Origin of the sequence: Streptomyces sp. HB132 (genome assembly GCF_016909575.1) — a bacterium.
Classification (GTDB): domain Bacteria; phylum Actinomycetota; class Actinomycetes; order Streptomycetales; family Streptomycetaceae; genus Streptomyces.
In genome coordinates, this window is record NZ_JAFBGA010000008.1 from 104,932 (window position 1) to 128,659 (window position 23,728).

Sequence of the window (23,728 nt, forward strand, 5' to 3'; positions counted from 1 at the left end):
GGCCCCGTTCTCCACCAGCGAATTCGCGCGGACCACCACGTACAAGAGGCCTGACGGACCTACTTGCGCCGGAATGCGGCAGAGCGGCGATGGCGGGAGTCGTCCTCATCAGTTCTCGGATCACGGTCCGCCTACTCCAGCCCCTTGTCCCTCGCCTCTCACCGCCCGGGGGCGCGGGAGCGCCCTCCCCGGCCGCGGAGGGCGCCTCACCGACGCTCGGTTCGGACGACTGCCGCGGGGGCGTCGCTCGGCCGACAACGAGGGTCGGCGACCGGTCGGCCGAGAGCCTCGGACGGGCATGGCAGTCGTCCGGCAGGCAGCCGCCGGGCTCCGGGGGAGTAGCTGCGGTGGGGCTTCCCGCTCGCACGGCGATGTCCGGGCGCGGTTCCCGCCTCACCGTGGAACGGACATCAACTGGATCGCTTCCGGGCGGGGTTGCGCCGGGCTCCGGCGCCCGTTCACCGCCACTCCCAGCGCAGCGCCCGGAAGCCGGGACCCGGGTTCTCGAAGACCGCGTGGACCCGGTCGGCGGCGCTGATCCACACCGGTTCGGCGGACAGTGGCTCCCCGGTGACCGCGGTGGTGGAGCAGCGCAGGCAGCGCACCGGCACGGTGTCCGGGTGGAAGGCGACCTCCAGGGTGTAGAGGAGGGCGGGGGCGTGGAAGCCCCGCCCGCACTCCTCGGCGCGGGGTCCGTTCTCCGGGAACCGCAGGGTGTACTCGATCAGCGTGGTCCCGCCGTCGGACAGTGTGCGGTCCAGGAACAGTTCGGCGACCACCAGCGGCACACTCCGGTCCGAGCGCAGCCGCCCGAGGCGGGCATTGCGTACGCCGGCGAATTCGGGCAGCGCTCCGTCCGGGTCCTCGCCGCGCAGAACCACCACACAGCGGTCGACCCGGTCCCGGGTCGCCTTCAGCGTCAGGCGGGTGGTCAGCCGTGCCCCGGCGCCCCGCGCGTCGAGCTCGTAGCTGTCGTGGGCGGCGACCCGGAGCAGGCCGTCGTCCGTGCTGCCCAGCTCGGCCAGCAGCTCGGGGAGGCTGCCGAACTCCCGCCACAGGCGCTCGGTCTCCAGTACCTCGGAGTCCCTGTTGACCCAGCGGCCCCGAGGGCGGCGCGGGCCGAGCAGCGAGACCAAGCCGTCGGTGGGGATGCCCAACAGCTCTTCGAGGAGGCGGACCGCCTGCCGGGACTGCGGCCGTTCGGGCCGGCTGCGGCCGCGCCGCCAGTAGCTGAGCGTGGTGACACTGATCTCCACGCCGCGCTCGGCGAGCCGGTGCTGGATGCGCTCGAGGCTGAGCCCGCTGGCCCGCACGGCGGAGTCCAGGGCGGCCTCGAAGGGGCCGGTGCGGAGAACGTCCAGGAGATCCGTTGCTCTTTCTCGCGGTTGCGCGGCCTTCAGCTCCGCGGGCCGTGGGATCTGGACCGTCTGCCCAACCGTGTCGTGCCACTCGTGTCCACCAGTTCCTCGCCTTCTGCACCGACGTTGCGCGCCTGGGGATGGGGGCACTGTCTGTGACAGCGTTCTCGTGGGGGGATGAAATAGAGCCACAGGTTAGCCACGGCCAGGCTGGATATCGACGAGACGTTGGACACTCTGTGAACAGTTTTGACCAAAGTTGAGGGTGACGGCAGAGCTGCGGCCGGGGGAGGAGACGGTCGCCGGCCTCTTCACAGTGGCCGCAATTAAACAGAGTTGGTGCTCGTTGACCCGGACTCCCGACGGCGGCCACGATCCCGGCCCATGAAGAGAACTGTTCTTGCGGCATCGATCTCCCTGGCCGTCAGCGCCCTGCTGATAGCCGGCACGGGATCCCCCGCCGCCGCTGCCGACACCGCTCGGCCTCACCCGCCCAAGGCCGACAAGAGCCAGGCCGTCCAGGACGCCCGCGACTCGATCGCCGCCCACCCCAAGGCGGTTCGGGCGAGCTCGGACGACACCTTCAAGTCCGCCTCGGTACTGGTCGACAAGGACGGTACCCGGCATGTGCACATGACACGCGAGTACCGCGACCTCCCCGTACTGGGAGGTGACGTCGTCGTGCACTCCGCGCCCAGCGGGGCGTTCCGAGAGAGCACTCTGACCCTCAAGGACAGCCTCTCCCTGCCGGTGACCCCCAAGGTCAGCGCCCAGCGCGCGGAGACCCTGGCGCAGAAGAAGTTCCAGGGCGAGCGCGCAGACACGACCAGCAAGCTGGTGGTGGACGCGCTCGCCGGCACCCCGCGGCTGGCGTGGCAGGTGACCGTCGACGGCATAGCCCCCGACCAGTCCCCAAGCCACTTCAACGTGCTGGTGGACGCCCTGACCGGCAAGGTCGGGCAGACGTGGAACGACTTCCACACCGCGGACGGCACCGGCCACGGCTACCAGGTGGGCGACGTCCCACTGACGACCACCGCCGTGTCCGGCGGCTACCAGCTCAAGGACGCCACCCGGGGCAACGGCGAGACCAGGGACGCGCAGAACCTGACCGCGACCAACGACAGCCCGCCGGCCGGCTGGGGCAAGGCGTTCACCGACACCGGCAACGTGTGGGGCAACGGCACGCTCAGCGACCGCGCCACCGTCGCGGCCGACGCCCACTTCGGCATCCAGGCGACCTGGGACTACTACAAGAACGTGCACGGCCGCAGCGGCATCAAGAACGACGGCGTAGGAGCCCGTTCGTTCGTGCACTACGGCAACAACTACGCCAACGCCGGCTGGGACGACACCAGCTTCAGCATGATCTACGGCGACGGTGCCCCCGGCGACAAGCCGTTCACCGAGCTCGACGTCGCGGGCCACGAGATGAGCCACGGTGTCACCTCCGCCACCGCCAACCTGAACTACTTCGGCGACGCGGGCGGCCTGAACGAGTCGACCAGCGACATCTTCGGCACCCTGGTCGAGTTCAACGCCAACAGCGCGGTGGACACTCCCGACTACCTCATCGGCGAGAAGATCAGCTCCACGCCGCTGCGGTACATGGACGACCCGAAGAAGGACGGTGCCTCGCAGAGCTGCTGGACCACCGGCACCAAGAACCTCGACCCGCACTACTCCTCGGGTGTGGGCAACCACTTCTTCTACCTGCTGGCGGTCGGCTCCGGCTCCTCCCAGTGGGGCAACAGCCCGACCTGTGACGGCGGCACGGTGACCGGCCTCGGTAACGCCACCGCGGGGAAGATCTGGTACCGCGCGCTCACCACGTACATGACCTCGGGCACCACCTACCCGCAGGCCCGTACCGCGAGCATCAAGGCGGCGACCGACCTGTACGGCGCGGCCAGCAGCCAGTGCGCCGCGGTGGAGAAAGCGTGGAGCGGCGTCGCCGTCGCCCCCACCGCCACCACCTGCGGTGGCGGCGGCACCCCGCCGAGCGGCTCCAACCTGCTCTCCAACCCGGGCTTCGAGTCCGGCGCGGTCAACTGGACCGCCAGCTCCGGTGTGGTCACCAACGACGCCTCCGGCACCCCGCACTCCGGCTCGTACTACGCCTGGCTGGACGGGTACGGCAGCGCGCACACCGACACCCTGTCCCAGTCGGTGACCGTCCCGGCCACCGCCGCGGCGCCCAAGCTCAGCTTCTTCCTGGCGATCGACACCAAGGAGTCGGGAACCACGCCGTACGACACGCTGAAGGCGCAGGTCGTCAACGGCACCAGCACCACCACCCTGGCGACGTACTCCAACGCCACGCCTGGTGGTTACACCCAGCGGACCCTTGACCTGTCGGCGTTCAAGGGCAAGACGGTCACGATCAAGTTCACCGGCACCGAGGACTCCTCTGCGGCCACCAGCTTCCTGATCGACGACACCGCGGTCACCACCGGCTGAGCCTGCCCACAGGCTCCGCGGATGCGCGCGGTGGGCCCCGGCCGGTGGAAACCGGCCGGGGCCCACCGCGTGTCCCTGACCTCGGAGCCCAGGACGGGAATGTCCGGCCGAGGGGCCGCCGAACGCCCCTCTTCTCAGGTGGCGGACCTGACCGCCCCGGCCTCCGCCGCTTCCCCGCCCTCTGCCGGAAGCGGGCAACGCCGCTCTGTCCGGACTCTGGTCAACATCCGTCTCCCCTGGTTACGTTACCTCTGGTAACAGAAGCGGGCCCGCCTGCTGGCGCGCCGTCCCCCTCTGCCTCTGGAGTTCACCGTGACTCGTTCCTCCACCCGTCGTCCTCACCGCCGGCGCGCCTTCGGCACGGCCGCCCTCATCGCCGCGGGACTCACCGCGGGCACGCTGCCCTCCGTCCCCGGCCCGGCCGGTGCAGCCGAGGTATCCGAGCGGGCGCGCCAAGCCGCCCCGGAGGAGCTCAAGGAGGTGTTCTTCGTGGGAAACAACTGGGAGGGCACCGCCGACGTCATCAACTCCCGCGGCGACTACGCCAAGATAGGCCGGATCGACATGATCCCCGACAAGAAGGAGCGCCTGCGGGAGATCTACCTCAACCCCGTCAAGCTCGCCTTCTTCCTCGGTATCCGGATCGGCCCGGGCGAGGGTCACGACCAGTACGTCGACGACATGTACACCACGAAGGACGGCAGGTCCGTCGTCGCCTCCCGTCCGAGCTTCGCCGACGTGGTCTCCATCGATGTTCGGAGCGGGAAGATCAACTGGCGCTTCCCGGTGTCCGGCTTCCGCTCCGACCACATGGCGGTCTCACCCGACGGCACCCAGGTCGCCGTCTCCTCGTCCACCGCGAACACCGTGCACGTCCTCGACATGGCGACGGGCAAGGAGGCGGGTGACTTCAAGACGGGCGACAAGCCGCACGAGAACGTGTACACCGACGGCGGCGAGTACCTCTGGAACATGGCCATCGGCGAGGTCAACACCGACATGGACGCGCCCTGGCAGGACTTCACCAAGGGCGACCGCCGCATCACCGTCGCCGACGCGAAGACCTTCGAGGTCAAGAAGATCATCGACATGCGCGAACGGCTCGACGCCTTCGGCCGCAAGGACCTGTCCGACGCGCTGCGGCCCGTCGCCTTCACCCCGGACGAGTCGAAGATGTACTTCCAGGTCTCCTTCTTCAACGGCTTCGTCGAGTACGACGTGGACGCCGACAGGATCACCCGGGTGAAGACGCTGCCGAAGAACCCGCAGACCAGCGACGACCGCACGACCTTCGTCAACGACTCCCGCCACCACGGCATGTCCATGAGCCCCCGGGGCGACAAGCTCTGCATCGCCGGGACGATGGACGACTACGTCACCGTCGTCAACCGCGAGACGCTCCAGGAGGGCCCGCTCGTCACCGCCTCCAAGCCGTACTGGGCCACCGTCAGCGGGGACGGCAAGCACTGCGTGGTGTCCGAGAGCGGCACCGACCAGGTGACGGCGATCGACTTCGCCACCGGCAGGAAGGTCGTCTCGATCCCCGTCGGAGACCACCCGCAGCGGGTCCGCCTCGGCCACGTCCCCACGGACTGGACCGGCCCCGCCACCGGCTGACATCCCCCGGGACCCGCCTCTCCCCCGTGCACGGTCTGCCGGGCCACGGCTCTCGAGACGCGGCGGGGCGGGTTCCTGCGGGCGTACGGAGGGCGGGTTCCTCCGGACGTCCGGTCAGGCTTCGGGGATGGCCCGGCCGAAGTCGGCGAGCGTGACGGCCTCGGGCTCGGGGCCGCCGCGCCGACCGGTCTCCAGCGCGTCGAGGGCGGCGAGTTCGCCGGCGGTGAGCTCGAAGTCGAAGACGTCGATGTTCTCGGCGATGCGTGTGCGCTTGGTGGACTTGGGGATGACCGAGCGGCCCTGCTGTAGGCCCCAGCGCAGGAGCACCTGGGCGGGGCTCTTGCCGTGCGCGTCGGCGATGCGGCTGACGGCGGGATCCCGGAGGACGCTTGTACGGTCCTCGCCGTAGCCGGGGTAGAAGGTGATCCCTCCGATGGGGGACCACGCCTGGTTGAGGATGCCGTGCCGGTCGTCGAAGTCGAGGACGGCGCGCTGCTGGAAGTAGGGGTGGATCTCCAGCTGGTTGACCGTGGGGACCACCGAGGTCGCTTCGAGCAGCCCGGTCAGGTGGTCGACCATGAAGTTGCTGACGCCGATGGCGCGCACCTTTCCGTCGGCCAGGAGCTTTTCCAGGGCGCGGTAGGCGGCGAGGGTCCTGTCGAAGTCGGACGGCAGCGCCTGGTGCAGGATCAGCAGGTCGATCCGGTCGACACCGAGCTTGGCGGCGCTCTTGTCGAAGCCGTGGAGGGTCTCGTCGTAGCCGTAGTCGCTGATCCAGATCTTGGTCTCGACGAAGATCTCCTCGCGGGGCACCCCTGAGTCGCGGAGGGCCTGGCCGACCTCGCGCTCGTTGCCGTAGGCGGCCGCGGTGTCGATGTGCCGGTAGCCGAGTTCGAGCGCGGCCTTGACCGCGTCCCGTGTCTCGTCCGGCGGGGTCTGGAAGACGCCGAGCCCGAGGGCGGGCATCTCGACGCCGTTGTTGAGGGTGAGGGTCCGCATCACAGGAACCTTTCGTTTCGTACGGCCCGTGCGGGCGCGATGAGGGTCAGGACGGGCACGGCTGCCGGGGTGAGCAGGCCGGGGCGGAGAGGGCCGGTGCCGCGGCGCTCACGCCCTGGAGCGCGTCCGCGCCGATCAGCCACCGCCGGGCCTGCGCGGCATGATCGTCCGGACGGCGGACGAGGTGCCGCCGACGCGCCACCGTGATCACAGGTTGCCTGCTCACAGCCGTACCAGCACCTCGAGGGCTTCGCGCACGGTGTTCCTCCACGCCGGCTTCGTGTCCGGGCCCGTTCCGGACCAGCGGTCCCGGGCCTCCTCCAGACAACCGCAGACCAGCGGCCAGGCGGGAGTCACCGTTCTTCCTGGTAACGGCAGTACCTCGCAGACGCGCGCCGACGGACCTACCGTGAAGCGGACGGCACATCCGCGCCGCCCGATCGAGAGGAGGCCCTCGTGCCCCTGGCCCCCACCGAAGCCCACACCCCCTCCGTGTCCGGCACGGGCCGGTCGACGGTCATGCCCTTCGAGGGCGTCGCGGACCGAGCTCCCGGGAACTGACGATGGCCGACGACGACAGGAAGAACCTGGCCGCCGAGGTGCGCCAGTTCCTCGGCACCCGGCGGGCGCGTATCACCCCGGAGCAGGCCGGGCTGCCGGTCTACGGCGGGAAGCGCCGCGTCGCGGGCCTTCGCCGTGAGGAGGTGGCCCTGCTGGCGGGCATGAGCGTGGACTACTACGTGCGGCTGGAACGCGGGAACCTCAGCGGCGCCTCCGACTCGGTCCTCGAAGCCCTCGCGCACGCACTGCAGCTGGACGAGGCGGAGCGCACCCACCTCTACGACCTGGCCCGCTCGGCGACCCCGTCGGGCCGTCGCCCCACGGTGACCGCATCCCGCGTCCGGCCCACGATCCTGCGGCTGCTCGACTCCATGGCCGACGTGCCGGCGTACGTACGCAACGCCCGGTTCGACATCCTGGCCACCAACGCGCTGGGGCGGGCGCTGTACGCACCGGTCTTCGATTCGCCGCTGTTCGCTCAGCGCGGTCCGGTCAACAGTGCTCGTTTCATGTTCCTGGACCCCGCGAGCAGGGACTTCTGGAGCGACTGGGACAAGGGCGCCGACGACGCGGTGGCCTTCCTGCGCACCGAGACGGGCCGGGCGCCCCACGACAAGGCGCTGACCGACCTGATCGGCGAGCTGACGACGAGGAGCGATGACTTCGCACGCCGGTGGGCCCGCCACGACGTGAAGTTCCACCGCTCCGGCGTGAAGAACCTCCGGCATCCGCTGGTCGGCGAACTCGCCCTGCCCTACGAGGCGATGGACCTGCCGTCCGACCCCGGGCTCCGCCTCAACTTCTACACCCCCGAACCGGATTCGCGAGAGCGGGAGGCGCTGGGCCTCCTCGCCGGCTGGGCGAGCACCGGCACGGTCGCGCCCTCGGGGTACGACCGAGCGGGTAACGACTGACCGTACGAACGAGAAGAAGAGTCCCATGCAGTACCGACCGCTCGGCCGCACCGGCGTCCAGGTCAGCCCGCTCTGTCTGGGCGCGATGATGTTCGGCCCCTGGGGCAACGACGACGCGTCCGACTCCGTACGGATCATCCACCGGGCCCTCGACGCGGGCATCAACTTCGTCGACACCGCCGACGTCTACTCCGGCGGCGTCTCGGAGGAGATCGTCGGCAAGGCGATCGAGGACCGGCGCGAGGGCGTGTTCCTCGCGACCAAGTTCTTCATGCCCATGCACCAGGACGACCCCAACCGGCGCGGCGGCTCGCGGCGCCGGACCATGCGCGCGGTCGAGGACTCCCTGCGAAGGCTCGGTACCGACCACATCGACCTCTACCAGGTCCACCGTCCCAGCCCCGACACCGACGTCGAAGAGACCCTCGGCGCCCTCTCCGACCTTGTGCACCAGGGAAAGCTCCGGTACATCGGCTCCTCGTCCTACTCCGGGTCCCGGATCGTCGAGGCCCGGGAAACGTCGCGGGAGCGGCGTCTGGAGCGGTTCGTGACCGAGCAGCCGCCGTACTCGATCCTGGTGCGCGGCATCGCGGAGGACGTCCTTCCCACCACGCGCCGCCACGGGATGGGCACCCTGACCTACAGCCCGCCGGCCGGTGGGTGGCTCTCGGGCCGCTATCGCAAAGACAACACTTCTTGTTCATGCATTTCTGATGGAGGAAAGTGAAAACTCGAACGCGCCGATCCCGTGCCCTCTCTTCGCTCGGGAGTTCGCCTTCTCTGCGCTCGCCGACTTGACGAAGTAGCGCGGACTTACCGCCGAATGAGGGGCGTCCCGTCACCGGTCTCCCAGCCCACCCTGAACTGCCGGAACAGCCGCAGCGCCGGGCTCTTCGGCCCTGACGCAATTCGGCCGACGGGTCGGCGGGGTGCCCGGGCGCTCTTGTTGACGTCGGAAAACTGCCAGAAGGTGTCTCCTGTCCCTGCTGCAATAGTGCTCACAACCATCTGTGAGGCCCCACAACAGGACGGGATTCGTGTCCACAGCAACGACTACTTCCATCGACCCCGCTGAACTGCCGGCACGGTCGCCACTTGTCTCGTGGCTGGCCGTGATCTCGGTGATGCTGGGAATTTTCTCGATCGTCACCACCGAAATCCTGCCGATCGGATTACTTACCTCCATCGGGTCGAGTTTCACCATCTCCGATGGAATGGCCGGCCTGATGATGACCATGCCGGGCTTCCTGGCGGCCGTCTCGGCACCTCTGGTCACCGTGGCAACGGGGCGCATCGACCGGCGTCTCATGTTGGGGGCGTTCATCCTCCTGCTGGCGCTGGCGAACTTCCTGGCGGCCGCCGCGTCCAGCTACTGGCTGGTCCTGGTCTCCCGGGTCATGGTGGGCATCACCATCGGAGGGTTCTGGTCGATCGGGGCGGGACTGGCCGGCCGGCTGGTGCCTCCGGAGTCGGTCGGCCGCGCCACCGCCGTGATCTTTTCCGCGGTACCGCTCGGATCTGTGCTCGGCGTACCGATGGGCACGTTCATCGGGGACGTCGCGGGGTGGCGTACAGCCTTCCTGGTGATGGGAGTGCTGACTCTCGCCGTGTTCGTCCTGCTGATCCTGGTGGTCCCGTCCCTGCCCGCGGAGGAGCCCACACGGCTGCGCGTGCTCACCGGCATGCTGAAAAGCGTCAACACCAGGTTCGCGCTGGTGATCACCTTCCTGGTCGTGCTCGCCCACTTCGGGGCCTACACCTACGTCACCCCGTTCCTGGAACAGGTGACGCAGGTGGGCGCCGGGCTCATCACCGTGTTCCTCCTCATCTACGGGGCAGCCGGCATCGCAGGGAACTTCCTGGGCGGATCACTCGTGGGGCGATACCCGAGGGCCGCCTTCGCGGCAGCCGCCGCGATGATCGGCGGGGCGACCCTGCTGCTCCCGGTGCTCGGCGGCAGCCGGCTTGGGGCGGTGAGTTTACTGATCCTGTGGGGTGTCGCGTACGGGGCCGTTCCGGTCTGCTCCCAGACCTGGTTCGCCAAGGCATGTCCCGATTCCCCCGAGGCCTCATCGGTGCTCTTCACGGCGTCGTTCCAAGCCACCATCTCGATGGGCGCCCTGGCCGGAGGCGTGGTGGTCGACCGGTCCTCCCCGTCCACGGTCATGGCACTCGCCGGCACGGCCGCGGTCTTCACCGTGATGGCCATCGGCGTTCACCACGCCCGAAAGGTCACCTGGCCCGAGCCGGCTCACCAGCCGTAGGGCCACAGCTCCTCACCCAGGGCTCCTGTCCGACGTTCGGTCCGCCGCAGCCACCCCGCTGCGACGGGCCGGTACGGGAACGCCGGCGTTCCCATCGCCCGGGGTCGTGCGCGGCGCAGGTGGGGTGGGAGGTCAGGCCGTCCGGGCCCCGAAGTCGGACGCACCCTTGGGTGTAATGAGGTGTTTATGGTGTCAACGCACTCCTTCCTGTAGGGAGATAGGCGCCGCGTGTACGCTGCGGGTATGAAGGACGACGACGCCTCGCCGATCGGCCCCCTGGTCACTGGCTCCGAGATCGCTCGGTTGGCCGGTGTCACCCGGGCTGCCGTTTCCAATTGGCGACGGCGGTACGACGACTTCCCCGCCCAGGTGGGTGGTGCCGCGAACAGCCCGCTGTACGCGCTCGCGGAGGTCCAGGTGTGGCTGGACAGGCAGCGCAAGGGGCAGGAGGTGTCACCCGAGGTCGAGTTGTGGCAGGCCATGCGGGCGGCGTTCGGTGAGCAGATGACCGCCGGTCTGGCCGAGGTGGCTGCCATGCTTGCCGGAGCGCGGGCAGCGGGACTGCCGGATGATGTCGCCACCCGTGTGGAAGCGCTTCTCGAACGTGAAGGACCCGTCGATCTCGTGAACGGGCTGACCGAGCGTTTCATGGACTCGGCCAGGCGTGCGGGGTCGGACCAGGTGACCTCCGAGCGCGTGGTGCGCGCCGTGTGTCATTTCGTCCCCGAACTGCCGTCCGATGCGACGGTATTCGACCCTGCGTGCGGAATCGGCGTGCTGCTCCTTTCCGTGGCCCAGGAAGTGGGGGCACGCTGCCACGGCCAGGAGATCGACGCCGACAGTGCCCGCTTCGCGCAGCTTCGTGCCGATGTCCTGGGTCGATCGGGTGTCCGCATCGTGGCAGGTGATTCGCTGCGTGCAGACGGATGGCCCGATCTCCGTGCGGATCTGGTCGTCTGTGATCCGCCGGCCGGCGTGACCGAATGGGGGCGGGACGAGCTGCTGCTCGACTCCCGCTGGGAACTGGGGACTCCTTCCAAGGCCGAAGGGGAGCTCGCGTGGCTTCAACACGCTTACGCGCACACCGACCAAGGCGGTCAGGTCCTCATGGTCATGCCCGCCTCGGTCGCCTATCGCAAGGCAGGCCGTCGTATCCGGGCGGAACTGGTACGCCGGGGCATCCTGCGTCAACTGATCGCCCTTCCTCCGGGGACGGCTACCTCCCACGCGCTGCCCGTCCACCTGTGGTGTCTGCGGCGTCCTGAGGGCACGGGGAGCGCGGAGGAGATCCGGACCGTGCGCATGATCGACCTGACTGACAACAGTCCGGAAGAAAGCTTGGAACCACGACCGGACCAAGTCGTCGACGTGCCGCTCATCGAGCTCCTCGACGACACCGTCGACCTGACCCCCGCCAGCCATCTGCGGATCCGGCATCGTGACTTTCCCAGTGAGTACGCGGCCCTGCGCAAGGAACTGGACGACCAGATCCGCCGGCTCGCCGCGCTCCTGCCGGGGCTGAAGCCGGGCGCGCGACCGGGATCGCTGGACGGTGCCACCACCAGCGTCGCAGATCTCGCCCGCGCCGGACTCGTCGCGTACGACGGTTCGGAACCGGTCTCGGTCAGTGAGCAGTTGGACACGGACTACCTGCAGGGATTCCTGCTCAGCTCCGTCAATGCCCGCCGGTCCACCAGCGCCAGTGGGACCTACCGCATGGATGGCAGGGGTTCACGCATCCCTCGCATGGACATTGCCGACCAGCGGCGGTACGGGGCGGCGTTCCGCGCCCTGTCCGCGTTCGAGGAAGGCATGCGCAAGGTCGTCGATCTCAGTCGGCAACTCTCCGAGGTCGCCCGTGACGGCCTTGCCGCGGGCGCGCTGATGCCGGAGGAGTGAGGGCGGTGCGGGCACCCGGCCCGGGTGCCCGCACCGGCCCGGGGACGCTTCTCAGGTGGTGCGGTCCAGGAAGGGACTCGGAGCTCCGTTCCACGTCACGCTCAGGGCCTCGCGGGCGCGCGTGCAGGCGACGAAGAGGAGGCAGCGTTCCCGGAGCAGGTCGGAGTCGTGCTGCAGCGGGTCCGCCTCCCGTGAGGTGATCTCACGGGCGAACGGGACGGCGCCCTCGTTGACGCCGAGAACGGACACCGCCCGGAACTCCAGCCCCTTCATCGCGTGCATGGTGGCCAGCCTCACTCCCTCGGCGCCCTGCGCGATCTGACCCCTGACCCGCAGCACAGGTATACCGGCGGCCTTCAGCTTCTCCTCGGCCGGATCCAGGGAGAGGTTGAAGCGGGCACACACGCCGATCTCGTGCGGTGCGAGGCCGTCGTCGAGCAGCGCACGGACCCGGTCCACCAGGGCTTCGGTCTCCTCCTGCCGCGTCGCGTACTCCTGTACCTGGGGCAGGCGCCCGTGCAGCAGGGACCGGTATCCGGCCAGCGAGTCCATCCCCTCGCCTCCGAGCGCTTCGACGGTGACCGGTGCGAGGAGCCGCGCCGACCAGGAGAGGATCTCCTCCGTGGAGCGGTAGTTGACACGCAGCCGGAAGCTGCGGCCGACCGTCGCGATACCCAGGGAACCGAGGGGGACCCGGGAGTCGTAGATCCGCTGATGCGGGTCACCTGTGACGAACAGGTCGTCCGGGCCGGCGGAGACCGCGGCGCGCAGCACACGCCACTGCGCGGGGTGCAGATCCTGAGCCTCGTCGATGACGACATGGGCGTACGGGGCCGCACCGTCGGACAGGAGTTCCGCCGCCCTGGCGCAGACACCCAGGTGTGTGGTCTCACCGCGAGCACGCAAGAACTGTTCGAACCGCTCCACGGCGCTCCACACCTCACGCCGGCGTGCGGAACCGAGGCCGGTGCCGCGGCCACGACGACTCGCGCCGAGGTAGGCGTCGAGATCGCGCAGATCCTGGCCGAGTACGACGTGCCGGTACTCCTGCGCCAAGAACTGTGAGGTGAACGGCAGATCGAGCTGCTTGACGGCCTTCTCCCACAGCTGACGTTGTTCCCGGTCCCCGACCGGCTTGGGCGCGATTCCGGACTTCGCGCGCACGATGCCGTTCGCGTAGGCGTCGACCGTCGTCACGTCCACCCGCGCCAGGAGCTCCTCGTCCTCGTCGAGGAGGAGGCCCAGCATCTGGCGCAATCCGGCCGCGAGCGCGTTCGTATAGGTGGTCAGCAGGACGCGACCGTCCTCGCGGCGTCCGAGCAGATGCTTGACCCGGTGCAGGGCGGCGACAGTCTTTCCCGTCCCCGGCCCTCCGGTGACCTGGACGGGGCCTCTGTACGAGGTGCGGTAGGCCACGCGGCGCTGGGAGGGATGGAGGAAGACGCGCCAGGCGTCGAACGGCTTCTCCAGCATCTCCTCCAGCTCGTCCGGCCCCGTGACCAGGCGAATGCGTGCTGAAGTGTTGGCGATCACGGTGGCCAGGTCCTCGACCGGCTCGGCGGGCGCGTCGGCGGGCCGGCGGACGGCGACGACGTCCCGGTAGACCTCATCCGGTCCGAACCCCTCTGCCAGGTACTGGAGCACCTCCAGCTGGTCCTCCGGCAGAAGCGTCGCGAAGGCGTCCAGCTGTGCCTTGTCCACGAGCGAACGTGCGGCGCGCAGCACCTGGTCGTCGATGCCCAGTTCGTGCAGAGTGCCGTCGGAGACACCCGCGAACAGCAACGCGGGAGCATCGCGCGCGGCTGTCTCGTACAAGGGGGTCAGCTCGTCCAGGGCGACGGCGTTCCGCACCTCCAGAGCCCTGGTCGCGGAGTTCGCGCTGTACAGGCGCTTCGCCGCCCAGGTGTAGGCGTCGTCGTGCGGCAGGACGTTGACCAGCAGGAACATGTCACTGCCGTCGTCGGGGGCGAGGACGACGCCCCGCCAGAAGTCCGTGATGCGGATGGTCCGCATCCGCGGATCGCGGGCGCTTCCGACGGATTCCAGGTGCAGGCCCTTGTCCGCGTTGAGTTCGGCGGCACTCAGGGTCTGGAATTTGCGCATGGCCTTGCGGACACCGGCTCGCACCGGCTTTTCCAACATGTCGTAGCCGTCCCAGAAACTCTGGGCGAACGCGAGCCGTGGCATGGGGGTCCTTCCTGCCTGACGGGTTTTCATGAGCGTGGACCTGGTCCGGTGGTGGCAGGCCTTGCGGCGATGTTCCGGAGGGACGACAGGATCTGGTCCGGCTCCTGGGAGAGGTCGAGGGTGTGCTGGTACAGCCGTACCCCCCGGCCGTCCCGCCCGGCAACCGTGCCGCGTACCTCATGGAAGTGCTCCGGTCGCCGCCCCGCCGCGTACACGAGGTGTGCCTCGCGCAGGCCGAGCACCGTGGCGTACGCGAGCGCCTGGTACAGGTCGGCGTTGTGGAGGCCGTCGGACTTCTCCACCTTGTACTTGGCGTCGAAGACGGCGAGTGGAGTGCGGCCGTCACCGGTGCGTACGACGAGGTCGGGGCGGATGCGTACACGGCCCGCGGCGTCCAGGTGGTGCGGGTCCTGGAGGTACGCGGTCAAGCCGTGTTCCCGGAAGGCCTCTCGTAGAGCGACCGTGACGAAATCCTCGAACAGTCTGTTCATGTCGAGCAGGAACCCGTCCATGCTGAGCGGTTCGTCACCGGCCGGCCGGTGTTCCGGGGAGGTGTCTCGCAGGACGGCCTCGGCGAGTCGTAGCGCGGGCTGGTAGCGGGAGTTCAGCCGCGACGGCTGCCAACGCGGCAGTCGCTGTCCACGTATCAGTGACCGGGCGTCGGCGAGACGCACACGCTGATGGGCGAGGCGCCGCCGGACCGGGCCGGGGACCCCCGGCAGCCGCAGCAACCGCTCGGCGGCCGCGCGCAGGATGCGGTTCTCGGCGGTGTCGCCGGTGTACGCGTCGTAGGCGACCTCCACGGGCGGGGTACGGCCGAAGTGCCGCCGGATCTGCTCGGCCTCCCGGAGTCGACCGCGTACGACCAGGGCGGACTCCTCCACTTCCCGGTAGCCCTGGAGGACACCCCGTCGCAGCGCCGCGTCGATCTGCCGCTCCACGGCGTGCGCGAGGGCCGGGACGACGTCGTCGTACGCGCCGGTGTCGACGCTTCCCTCCCGGCTGTCACGCCAGGCGCGTGCCGGATCGAGGCTGAAACCGAGGAGGAAGAACAACCGGCTCACGGGGGTCTTGGGCATGATGCGTACGACTGGACCGCCGGGGGTGCGTACGGCACCCACCCGGCTGCCCGCCCGCAGCATCCAGTGCCCCTCCCTGCGCGGATCGGGGGCCGCGCTCTGCAGGATGCCGGAGCCGGCGAGGGCCAGCCCGGCCTCGGTGCACAGCGGGACCGAGACCGCAGGCCCGTACTCGTGGAGTGTCACATCGGGCACGGTCACGGGAGCTGCTCGCGCAGCGAGGCGAGACCGTAGCGGGCGGCGACGTCGAGGCCCTCTCCGTAGTGGTACTCCTCGAGCAGCGGGAGGATCTTCGTGCGCCAGGTCCGTTCGAGGCCGCCGTCGCGGTACACGCCCGGCTTCATCAGGTAAGAGGGGCCTATGGCGAAGTCGGCGTCGTCGATACGGGCGTTGAGAGCGTCGAGAAGGTGAGCCGGCTCCTGCTCCTTGCCCTGACGCTCCAGCCAGCGGGCGAGCAGCCCGGCTGTCGGCTCGACACGGGGGGAGAGTTCCACGAACGCGAATCGGCGCCGCATCGCCGCGTCGACCAGTGCGATCGACCGGTCGGCGGTGTTCATGGTGCCGATCACGAAGAGGTTGGGGGGCAGCGCGAAGTCGTCCCCGGAGTAGGTGAGACGGACGGACTTCGTCCGGTACTCCAGGAGGAAGTACAGCTCACCGAAGACCTTGGCCAGGTTCGCGCGGTTGATCTCGTCGATGATCAGGAAGTGCGGCACATGCCGATTGCCTTCGCGGGAGGCGAGGTCGGCGAGCTCCCGGAGCGGACCCGCGGTAAGCCGGAAGGCCACCTCGCGCGTCTCGGGGTCCTCCATGGGCCGAAATCCCTCGAAGAAGTCCTCGTAGGAGTAGGACGGGTGGAACTGCACGATCTTGACCTGCTCGGGGCCGCCGCCGAAGTACTCGGCCAGCTTCATCGCCAGGTAGGTCTTGCCCGTGCCCGGAGGTCCGTAGAAGACCAACTGCTTGTCGTCGGTGAGGAGTTCTCGCATCTCCTCCAACCAGGCCCGGTCGTGGACGAGGAGATCGGCCGCGAGGGGCCCCGTGACGTCGGGCAGTGACAGGTCCCGCGGTGCCTGCCCCTCGGATGCGGACTGCTGGACGGGTGCGCCGACCGCTGACGCTCCGGTCTGTCCCTCGAGCGTGTCCAGCGCCTCGAGGACACCGGTCAGGTCGACGACGTCATGCTGGACCGACAGCTTCTGCTGCACTTCCTCCGGCAGCTCCTCGTACGGGTGGCTCCCCGTCTCCCAGGTGACGGTTCGCCGCAGATTGGACCGGCCGCCCGGGGACGGGGTCTGTACGGCATCCCCGGTGATCCGCCCGACGTGAAGCCGGCCGTCGCCGATGGTGGCCACCGTGTCACCGACACGCATCTGCGTCAGGAAGGCGTGCAACTCGTCGACGAGGCCCCGCTTCTGGTTGTACGAAGCCGCGCCCTCGTACCCGTCCTCGACGAAGCGGCGCAGCGCGCTCTTCGTCGGATCGCTCTCCTCCAAGGGCGGCAGATGTGCGCCGGCGATGGAGACGACGCCCTCCTCGAGCCACAGCTGCCGGACCAGGTTGTGGCCCGAGACGTTGGAGCCGCGCACGAGCCACGCCTTGCGCGGGGCGCGCCAGCCGGTGGACAGGTAGTCGGCCAGTGGGTGACCCTCGACGGTTCGCCAGGACTCGGGGCCCGAGGCGTCGTAGCCGTACACCAACGCGGCGGCGGCCGAGGAGGAGTTGCACGTGATGTCCCGGGTCGCCACCCATCGCCGAGCTGCCTCCGGCCGCCCGGGATCTGGCGGGACGTCGGCCAGGGCTTCGTCCGCGCGCAGCTCCGCACGGTTCCGGCGCGCGTGGTCGCCCAGCCCGGGCCACGCTTCGGCGGCCACTGACGAACCCTTCTGCAGGACGAACTTGTGCGTGCCGTTGCCGCCGAACTCGGTGAGCAGATGTCCGCGCGCCGCACCGCCGTCCTTGGGCAGCGTGATGCTGAACTCGGGCGTGCCGGGGAGCCGGTCGAGCTGCGGCATGGGTGACCTTCCGGTTCGGGCGTGAGAGCGCGACACCGCACAGCCTACCTGTTGACGCCTGTTGACGATGTAAACGGAACTAATCTACGGTGTGGACGCATCCGATCGGCTCTTCCGAACGGGAATCGGGACTGGCGAGGTCGTCGGGGCGGGGGCGCCGGAGCGGGGGCGCTGAGGGTGGGGATTCGGTGGCTGAGTCGAACGACGCGCGATCGGGCGGAGGTTGTCGTCTGTCGCTGCGATCCAGCACGACGGTCATCGAGCGTTCGTGACGGCCAGTCAGCCGTAGGGTGTCGTGTGAAAACAAGGGGGAGACGATGATTGACTACCGCAAGGCAGCAGCCGTTCCGGTGTGGACGCTGGCGACGGGGGACGTCCGGGTGCCCGCAGTGGCCGGGGACGGGCCGATGACGGCTGAGCGCCTGGGTGAACTGCGCGGCGTGCTGGCCGCGCTGGCCGACGAGCCGATCGCCACTCTCGAGGTGCATCCGCTGCCCGCCGAGCTCGACCGCAGCCGAGGCCTCCCGCTCGATGCCGTGAGTCCCTTGGCGCAGCACCTGTCGCAGCTCGTCACGCAGACGGCGCGGAATTCCTCTTCGGCTGCCACGGCGACCGCCGCCGGCGAGAACCTGTATCGCATGGTGGTTCCGGCGAAGGTCGCCGCCCAGTTCGGTCAGGGCATCGTTCGCCCGATGGCGGCGAAGGGAGTGGTCTGTGGCTTCCGCGGCCCACTCGTGGATCCCATGGGACGCATCGTGGCCGGCACGACGTACGTGCCGGTCGGTAAAGCGGCGGCAGCTGGCGCAGCCGGTGGGGCCGGTGCGACGGCCGGTGTGGCGGCCGCCGGCGGCGCGGCGCTCACCGTGGCCGCGCCGCTCGTGCTCATGGCCGTGGCTGTGGGGGTGAGTGCGCATGCCGACCAGCAGCGTCAGCAGGCCATCGAGCACATCACGGAACTGCTGGAGCAACTGCACGAAGACAAGCTCGATGACGAGCACAGCGCCCTCGACGGCTGCCGCGGTGCCATCGACAAGGCCACCGCCATTCTGCTCGACCAGGGCAAGCTCGGTGTCTCGCTGGGACTGGACTCTGCGGTGTACGCCATCGACACGGCGCTGGGCAAGGCCGGCCGACGTCTTGCCCGGTGGCAGAGCGCACTCGACAACCTGCCCGACGGCAAGGCCGTCGAGATCGGCACGCTGACCGAGTCGTTCCCAGGCGTGGACGACCACGGCGGCACGTTCCGTGCCCACCTCGAACTCGCCGCCTTGGCCATCGCGCTGATGCGGCGGGTCATCATCCTGCAGGCCGTCGAGCATGCCCAGAGTGACCCTGGCAACCTGTTCGAGAACTTCACCCGCGCACTCAAGCGCGACCAGCAGCGCCTCGACGCAATGGAGTCGGGTATCGCCGGTGTCCTACTGCGCCTGTCGGCGCTGGAGCTGGCGCGTCCCAACGGTTTGCGGCCCGTCTTCACGCCTGGTGAAGTCGATCGCCTGATGCGCGCGACACACCGGATTCACCAACTGGGCGACGGCGTCACGGCTGACAGCCGCCCCACGGACGTGACGATCGAGATCGCCCGCAACAGGGACGGCTCGGTGGTCGTCTTCCCCGCGCTGCCCGCGTAGGCGTACCGGTGGAGGTCACCGCGGACGCGGGTGACCTCTACGCGAAGGTGGCCGGCCGCCGGGGGGAGGGGAGCCTCCGGCAGCCGGACGCCACGCGTGTTGCGATTTTCGCAACGCGTCGATACGGTGAGGGAATGACCGAGACTGTGATCGACCGTGTACGTGGAGTCATGGACGCAGCCTCCCTCTCCCAGACCGCGTTCGCCGAGCGGGTCGGCCTCTCCCCGGACAAGCTCTCCAAGTCGCTCAGCGGCGTGCGTCGCTTCAGCTCCCTGGATCTAGCCCGCATCGCGGAAGCCACCGGCACGACGGTGGACTACCTGCTCGGCGGACGCGAGCCGGTGCGCCCCCGCTCAGCCGCCCGTTCCGGCGGTGCGGTGGCCGAAGGGGCCCGGTGGGCCGAGGTCGAGGCCATCGCCTGCCGGTTCCAGAACGCCTACGACGTGTTGGACCTGCTCGGCCGGCCCCGCGCGATCCCCGACCTGCCTCAGCCCCGCCCTGAACTCGAGCGGTACGTCGACCAAGGGGAACGCCTCGCGGCCGACTTCACGGAGCACCTCGCGCGGCAAGGCGCGGGGGCTCCCGCCGGTATGGATCTCCCGTCCCTCACCCGCCTCCTCGCGGACCACTGCGGAATCGACGTGGCGCTCGTCGACCTCCCCGCCCAGGCTGCCCTCTCCGGCGCGACGTGGCAGTCCGACGCCTTCCGCATCGTTCTGCTCGCAACCACCCAGGAATGGACCCGGGCACGCTTCACCCTGGCCCATGAGGTGGGACATCTCCTTGCCCGGGACGCCCAGGACCTGCGCGCCGACGCGGTACCGCAACCCGGTAGGCAGAAGGACTACACAGAGGTGAGGGCCAATGTCTTCGCCGCCCACTTCCTGATGCCCGAACCCGAAGTGCGAGCGGTCTGGGAGCGCGCGGTCACCGACCGGAACGCTCCCACGGACGCCGAGCTCAGCGAGCTGGTCGTCGCCTTCAAGGTGTCGCCGAGCGCGCTGGCCGCGCGACTCCACCGCATCGGGCTCCTCGACACGGCCCGCCGGGACAGGCTCCGTGGCTTCACCACCGAGATCTGCCACGTCCTCGCGGGGCGGCTCGACGACCACTACCGCCACCGCGCCGAATCCGCCGTGGCGCGCCCGCCACTCGTCCCGATGGCAGAACTGCACGCCGCGTACGAGGCCGGCGAGACGACCCTCCGCCCCCTGGCCGCCTATCTGGACCGCACCGTCGATGACCTGAGAGCCATACTCGAGCCGTCGCGCGCCCCGCGGGCGCTGCCGGAGGACGAGAAGGGCGACCCGGTATTCCAGCCATGACCAACCCCCTGGACCTCTCCAGCCGCGTCAGCCTGTTCCCCGACAACACGGTTCTCTGCAACTTCGGTGCCGTGAGCCGTCTGGATCTGCTCCGCAAGGTGCTCGGCGGGTGTGGCCGCTGGACCGAAGCGGTGGCGGAGGAAGCCCGCCGCTCAGCCGCCTACGTCCGCGACCTCGGTCAACTCCCCGTCGAGGGCTGGCTGGGGGAGCCGATCGAACTGTGCACCGAGGCTGAGATCGCCTTCGCGGACCGACTGCGACGAGCGGTCTTCGGCGGCATTCCGAGCGAGCCCCTGCGTCATCTGGGCGAAGCCGAGACCCTCGCCCTGATCCAGACGAGGAAGGAGTTCGCCGGGGCCGTCTGGATCACGGACGACCGCGACGCGGGCGAGTACGCCGCAGCGCGCGGTATTCCCGTCAAGAACACCGTCACCCTCATGCGCGAGGCCGCCGTGTCCGGGCTCATCCATTATGCGGAGGGGCACCGTCTCCTTCTCGGGATGGTCGCCGACGGGCGGCACATCCGTGGCGTTCCGGACCGCGCCGAGCGCTTGCTGGACTGACGGTTCACGACGGGACGGGGCGCCCCGGGTACGGGGTCCGGTCCGACGGGCGCCCCCGGTAAGCCGCAGACCGTGACCGCCTCCACCATGGGCCGACCGAAGCAGGGCCGGCCAGGTGTCATCGGAAGCCTCCCGGGCACCGAGCCGGTCGGATGGGTATGCGAGAGCGGCCGGTCTCGCCCACTCACCCTTGCTCGGGGCCTGGGGCCCCGGGACGTGCGGTGCGGGGCCGTACAGTCCCCGCACCGCGCCGGTCGCCGCAGCCCGTTACCGCTTGGAAGGCAGCACGCTCCCGGCAGCGGGGGCGCTCACCTCCGGGAACTGGTCGCGGCCCTGTTCGGCGAGACGTCCGAGGCGTACGAGCTGGGTGTCCTGGGCGGCCTGGTCACTGCGCTCCACGGCGCTGCGCAGAGCGTCGCGGGCAGCCAGGACCTCCTTGCGGAGAGTCGCCGGGTAGGAGTCCTGTTCGGCGAAGCGGATGGTGAGGATCGAGGTGCGAACCGCCGGGTCGAGTCCGGTCCACAGTTCCTCGGCGCGTTGCGTGGCCGTTCGCATGGCGTCAGTGTCCATGGCCTTACGCGTGTCCATGACCGCCTCCGCCGCTCTCCGCAGTTGCTCCAGGAGCGGCGACGGCAGTAGCCCCCGTCCGCCCTGGCCGGCGATCGTCGCCCGGGCGTAGGCACTTCGGGCTCGGGAGCACAACTCCAGGGTGTCGCGGGCAGAGTCCAGCAGTCCGTCCAGGGAGCGGCCCACCTTCTCTCCCTTGCTGAGTGCCGCCAGGTCGGCCATGACCTCGGTGAGGGCGTCGCGCTCGGCCGGGGTGACTTCCCGGCCCCAGTCGTCCAGGAAGTGGGCGTATCGATCGTGGAGTTCGGCCGACTTTCGGCCGATGGCGGGGGAGACCATGCTGCGCCGCAACCGGGCACCGTGCCAGTCGCCCGCGCCGAAGCGGTACATCAGGTCGATGGTCCGGTCGGCGTCGAGCCGCACCTGAAGGGTGAGGGGTACCTCGCCCCGAAGTCCGTCGGTGCGAGTGTGGACGTAGTTGCCGCAGAACTCGTTGCGCTGCGCCGAGCGCAGGTGTGGTCCCTCCCAGAGTTGGAACCGCACCGACCCGGCGCGGGCGCCGGGCACCTTCAGGTTGTCCACCCGGTGCCATTCGGTCGGGTAGGGCATGCCGCCGGGGAAGAGGACTTCCACGGTGCCGTCCTCGAGCTCGAGTCCGATGTGCTGTGCCGTGACCTGTTCGGCAAGGGCGGTTCCGAAGTCGCCCCCACAGAACGAGCATGTGGTGAAACCGGCCGCGTTGACCATCCCGCAGCCAGGGCACTTCAGGCCGCCCGCGTCCAGCGTCGCGTCGCAGTCGAGGCACACGGTCGCGGAGGCGGGGTTGTCGTCCCGGCCGCATTCCGTGCACTCGGTAAGGGTGGACACCGGGCGGGCGGTGCGCAGCCCGGACAGGTCCGTGGCGCACACGGGGCAGGCCGCAGTGAGCTCGGGGGCGGGGACATGGCAACCCGGGCAGTCCACGGTGGCCGTCCCGAGCAGCGGGGTGGCGCAGCCCGGGCAGACGTCGGCCGTGACCGGAATGCCCTCGACGGTGCAGGTCTCGGCGGGGCAGGCGAGGGTTCCGAGGAGGCCGGTCTCCACGGCGGCGCCGTGGGCGACGGCCGTCATGGGATCCACCGCATGCGACACCGTCTCCTCGCCGAAGAGGTCCTCGAGGGTGCGCCTGACGGCCGGGATGCGAGTGGAGCCACCGACCAGGAGGACGCGCTGGACATCCTCCGGCAGCGCGTCGCCTTCCTTCAACACGGACTCGACCGTTTCCCGCATACGGCCCAGATGCTCGTTGAGGAGTGCTTCGAAGTCAGTGCGCCGTACCGCCCCGGACCAGGATCCGCCCTGGCGGCCGAGCGGAGCGAGGGTTACCTCGGAGACATCGCGCGAAGAGAGTTCGACCTTCGCGCGCTCCGCGGCTGCCCGGATGCGCGAGGCGTCTCCATCGCCACTGTGGTCGCGCCCGTCCAGCTGTTCGCGCAGATGGTCGTCGAGCAGAGCGTCGAAGTCGCTCCCGCCGAGGAGGTTGTCCCCTCCCAGCTGGCCCACCAAGAAGTAACTGGGACCGATCGTCAGCAGAGACACGTCGAAGGTACCGCCACCCAGGTCGAAGACGAGCACGGTGGCGTAGTCCTCGGTGCCGTCCTCGTCCGGCCTGATGCCGAATGCGTGCGCGGCGGCGGTCGGCTCCTGGACGATCCGCGCCACGTGGAAACCGGCCAGCCGCCCGGCCTCACGCACCGCGCTGAACTGCGGTTCGGCGAAATACGCCGGCACCGTGATCACCGCACGCCCGAACGGCACACCGGCAGCGGCCTCGGCGTCCTGCTTGAGCCTGCGCAGCAAAATGGCGGAGACCTGGACCGGGGACAGGTAGTGCTCGCCGAGCCGGATCTCCACCGAGCCGTCGGCGCTCGCCCGGACGGGCGACGCGTCGTGCGGCCGCGCCTGCAACGCCTGCTGCACGAGCTCGTCCTCCCAGCGCCGCCCGATCAGCCGCTTGGCCTCTGTGATCACGGAACCTGGCTGTGCAGTGCTCCAGTTGAGGGCTTCGTGCCCGACCAGGAGGGCGCCGTGGGGATCGACTCCGAGGGCGGAGGGGGTGGCCTGGTCGCCGTGCCGGTTAGGCAGGACGACGGGGACGCCGTCGCTCAGCCAGGCGGTGACGGAGTTCGTGGTGCCGAGGTCGATGCCGAGAATCCGGTGCATGGAATTGCTTCCTGATCGTCATGGGGCGTCGGACGTAAGACGTGGGTGCGGTACATGGGCGACGGCGTCCGGCCCGGAGCGGGACGG

At 69.6% G+C, this 23,728-nt stretch carries 16 protein-coding genes and 1 pseudogene; 9 read left to right on the forward strand and 8 right to left on the reverse strand.

Annotated elements, in window-relative coordinates; genetic code table 11:
• Positions 1 to 458: 458 nt before the first annotated feature.
• The gene (locus JOC24_RS19405) at positions 459 to 1,313 is read right to left on the reverse strand and encodes a hypothetical protein (RefSeq protein WP_205021603.1); all 855 of its coding nucleotides are present in this window, start codon (positions 1,311 to 1,313) and stop codon (positions 459 to 461) included.
• A gap of 429 nt (positions 1,314 to 1,742) precedes the next feature.
• Between JOC24_RS19405 and JOC24_RS19410 the strand changes: the two genes are divergently transcribed.
• On the forward strand, positions 1,743 to 3,818 hold the full coding sequence (locus JOC24_RS19410) for a M4 family metallopeptidase (RefSeq protein ID WP_205021604.1): 2,076 nt from the start codon (positions 1,743 to 1,745) through the stop codon (positions 3,816 to 3,818).
• Positions 3,819 to 4,130: 312 nt separating this feature from the next.
• On the forward strand, positions 4,131 to 5,435 hold the full coding sequence (locus JOC24_RS19415; RefSeq protein WP_205021605.1) for a YncE family protein: 1,305 nt from the start codon (positions 4,131 to 4,133) through the stop codon (positions 5,433 to 5,435).
• Positions 5,436 to 5,549: 114 nt separating this feature from the next.
• Here JOC24_RS19415 and JOC24_RS19420 read toward each other — a convergent pair whose 3' ends face one another.
• From JOC24_RS19420 to JOC24_RS33830, 3 genes are read right to left on the reverse strand one after another with little or no spacing between them, the layout of a single operon-like run.
• The gene (locus JOC24_RS19420) at positions 5,550 to 6,434 is read right to left on the reverse strand and encodes an aldo/keto reductase (protein WP_205021606.1); all 885 of its coding nucleotides are present in this window, start codon (positions 6,432 to 6,434) and stop codon (positions 5,550 to 5,552) included.
• Between the two features lie 46 nt (positions 6,435 to 6,480).
• Positions 6,481 to 6,660 carry a hypothetical protein gene (locus JOC24_RS19425; RefSeq protein WP_205021607.1) on the reverse strand — a complete coding sequence of 60 codons (180 nt, stop codon included), beginning with the start codon at positions 6,658 to 6,660 and terminating at the stop codon, positions 6,481 to 6,483.
• Positions 6,657 to 6,791, reverse strand: coding sequence for a hypothetical protein (locus JOC24_RS33830; RefSeq protein ID WP_275588573.1), 135 nt, complete (start codon positions 6,789 to 6,791; stop codon positions 6,657 to 6,659). The genes JOC24_RS19425 and JOC24_RS33830 overlap by 4 nt, the downstream gene beginning before the upstream one ends.
• A 206-nt stretch (positions 6,792 to 6,997) precedes the next feature.
• Between JOC24_RS33830 and JOC24_RS19430 the strand changes: the two genes are divergently transcribed.
• The 4 genes and pseudogenes from JOC24_RS19430 to JOC24_RS19445 all read left to right on the forward strand — a co-directional run bounded on the left by JOC24_RS19430 (position 6,998) and on the right by JOC24_RS19445 (position 12,072).
• A complete protein-coding gene (locus JOC24_RS19430) occupies positions 6,998 to 7,909 on the forward strand; it encodes a helix-turn-helix transcriptional regulator (RefSeq protein ID WP_205021608.1) in 912 nt (303 codons plus the stop codon).
• A gap of 25 nt (positions 7,910 to 7,934) precedes the next feature.
• A pseudogene (locus JOC24_RS19435) lies at positions 7,935 to 8,603 on the forward strand (aldo/keto reductase); the annotation flags it as partial.
• 343 nt (positions 8,604 to 8,946) lie between these two features.
• Positions 8,947 to 10,173 carry an MFS transporter gene (locus tag JOC24_RS19440; RefSeq protein ID WP_205021609.1) on the forward strand — a complete coding sequence of 409 codons (1,227 nt, stop codon included), beginning with the start codon at positions 8,947 to 8,949 and terminating at the stop codon, positions 10,171 to 10,173.
• Positions 10,174 to 10,416: 243 nt separating this feature from the next.
• A complete protein-coding gene (locus tag JOC24_RS19445) occupies positions 10,417 to 12,072 on the forward strand; it encodes an HsdM family class I SAM-dependent methyltransferase (protein WP_205021610.1) in 1,656 nt (551 codons plus the stop codon).
• A gap of 51 nt (positions 12,073 to 12,123) precedes the next feature.
• On the opposite strand, the gene JOC24_RS19450 is transcribed toward JOC24_RS19445, so the two are convergent.
• From JOC24_RS19450 to JOC24_RS19460, 3 genes are read right to left on the reverse strand one after another with little or no spacing between them, the layout of a single operon-like run.
• Positions 12,124 to 14,259, reverse strand: a complete 2,136-nt coding sequence (locus JOC24_RS19450) for a UvrD-helicase domain-containing protein (RefSeq protein ID WP_205021611.1) — start codon at positions 14,257 to 14,259, stop codon at positions 12,124 to 12,126.
• A gap of 26 nt (positions 14,260 to 14,285) precedes the next feature.
• A complete protein-coding gene (locus JOC24_RS19455; RefSeq protein WP_307792731.1) occupies positions 14,286 to 15,524 on the reverse strand; it encodes an McrC family protein in 1,239 nt (412 codons plus the stop codon).
• An 11-nt stretch (positions 15,525 to 15,535) separates the two neighbouring features.
• Positions 15,536 to 17,353 (reverse strand): AAA family ATPase, encoded by a 1,818-nt coding sequence (locus tag JOC24_RS19460; RefSeq protein ID WP_205021612.1) that lies wholly within the window; start codon positions 17,351 to 17,353, stop codon positions 15,536 to 15,538.
• A 317-nt stretch (positions 17,354 to 17,670) separates the two neighbouring features.
• Here JOC24_RS19460 and JOC24_RS19465 point away from each other — a divergent pair, with 317 nt between their 5' ends.
• The 3 genes from JOC24_RS19465 to JOC24_RS19475 all read left to right on the forward strand — a co-directional run bounded on the left by JOC24_RS19465 (position 17,671) and on the right by JOC24_RS19475 (position 20,872).
• Entirely contained in the window at positions 17,671 to 18,984 is a 1,314-nt protein-coding gene (locus JOC24_RS19465) for a hypothetical protein (RefSeq protein WP_205021613.1), read from the forward strand.
• A gap of 134 nt (positions 18,985 to 19,118) precedes the next feature.
• Positions 19,119 to 20,309 (forward strand): helix-turn-helix domain-containing protein, encoded by a 1,191-nt coding sequence (locus JOC24_RS19470; RefSeq protein ID WP_239580686.1) that lies wholly within the window; start codon positions 19,119 to 19,121, stop codon positions 20,307 to 20,309.
• Positions 20,306 to 20,872, forward strand: a complete 567-nt coding sequence (locus JOC24_RS19475) for a hypothetical protein (RefSeq protein ID WP_239580687.1) — start codon at positions 20,306 to 20,308, stop codon at positions 20,870 to 20,872. Before JOC24_RS19470 ends, JOC24_RS19475 begins: the two co-directional genes overlap by 4 nt.
• 267 nt (positions 20,873 to 21,139) lie before the next feature.
• Here the strand turns inward: JOC24_RS19475 and JOC24_RS19480 are convergent, their stop codons facing one another.
• Entirely contained in the window at positions 21,140 to 23,641 is a 2,502-nt protein-coding gene (locus JOC24_RS19480) for an Hsp70 family protein (protein WP_205021614.1), read from the reverse strand.
• Between the last annotated feature and the right edge of the window lie 87 nt (positions 23,642 to 23,728).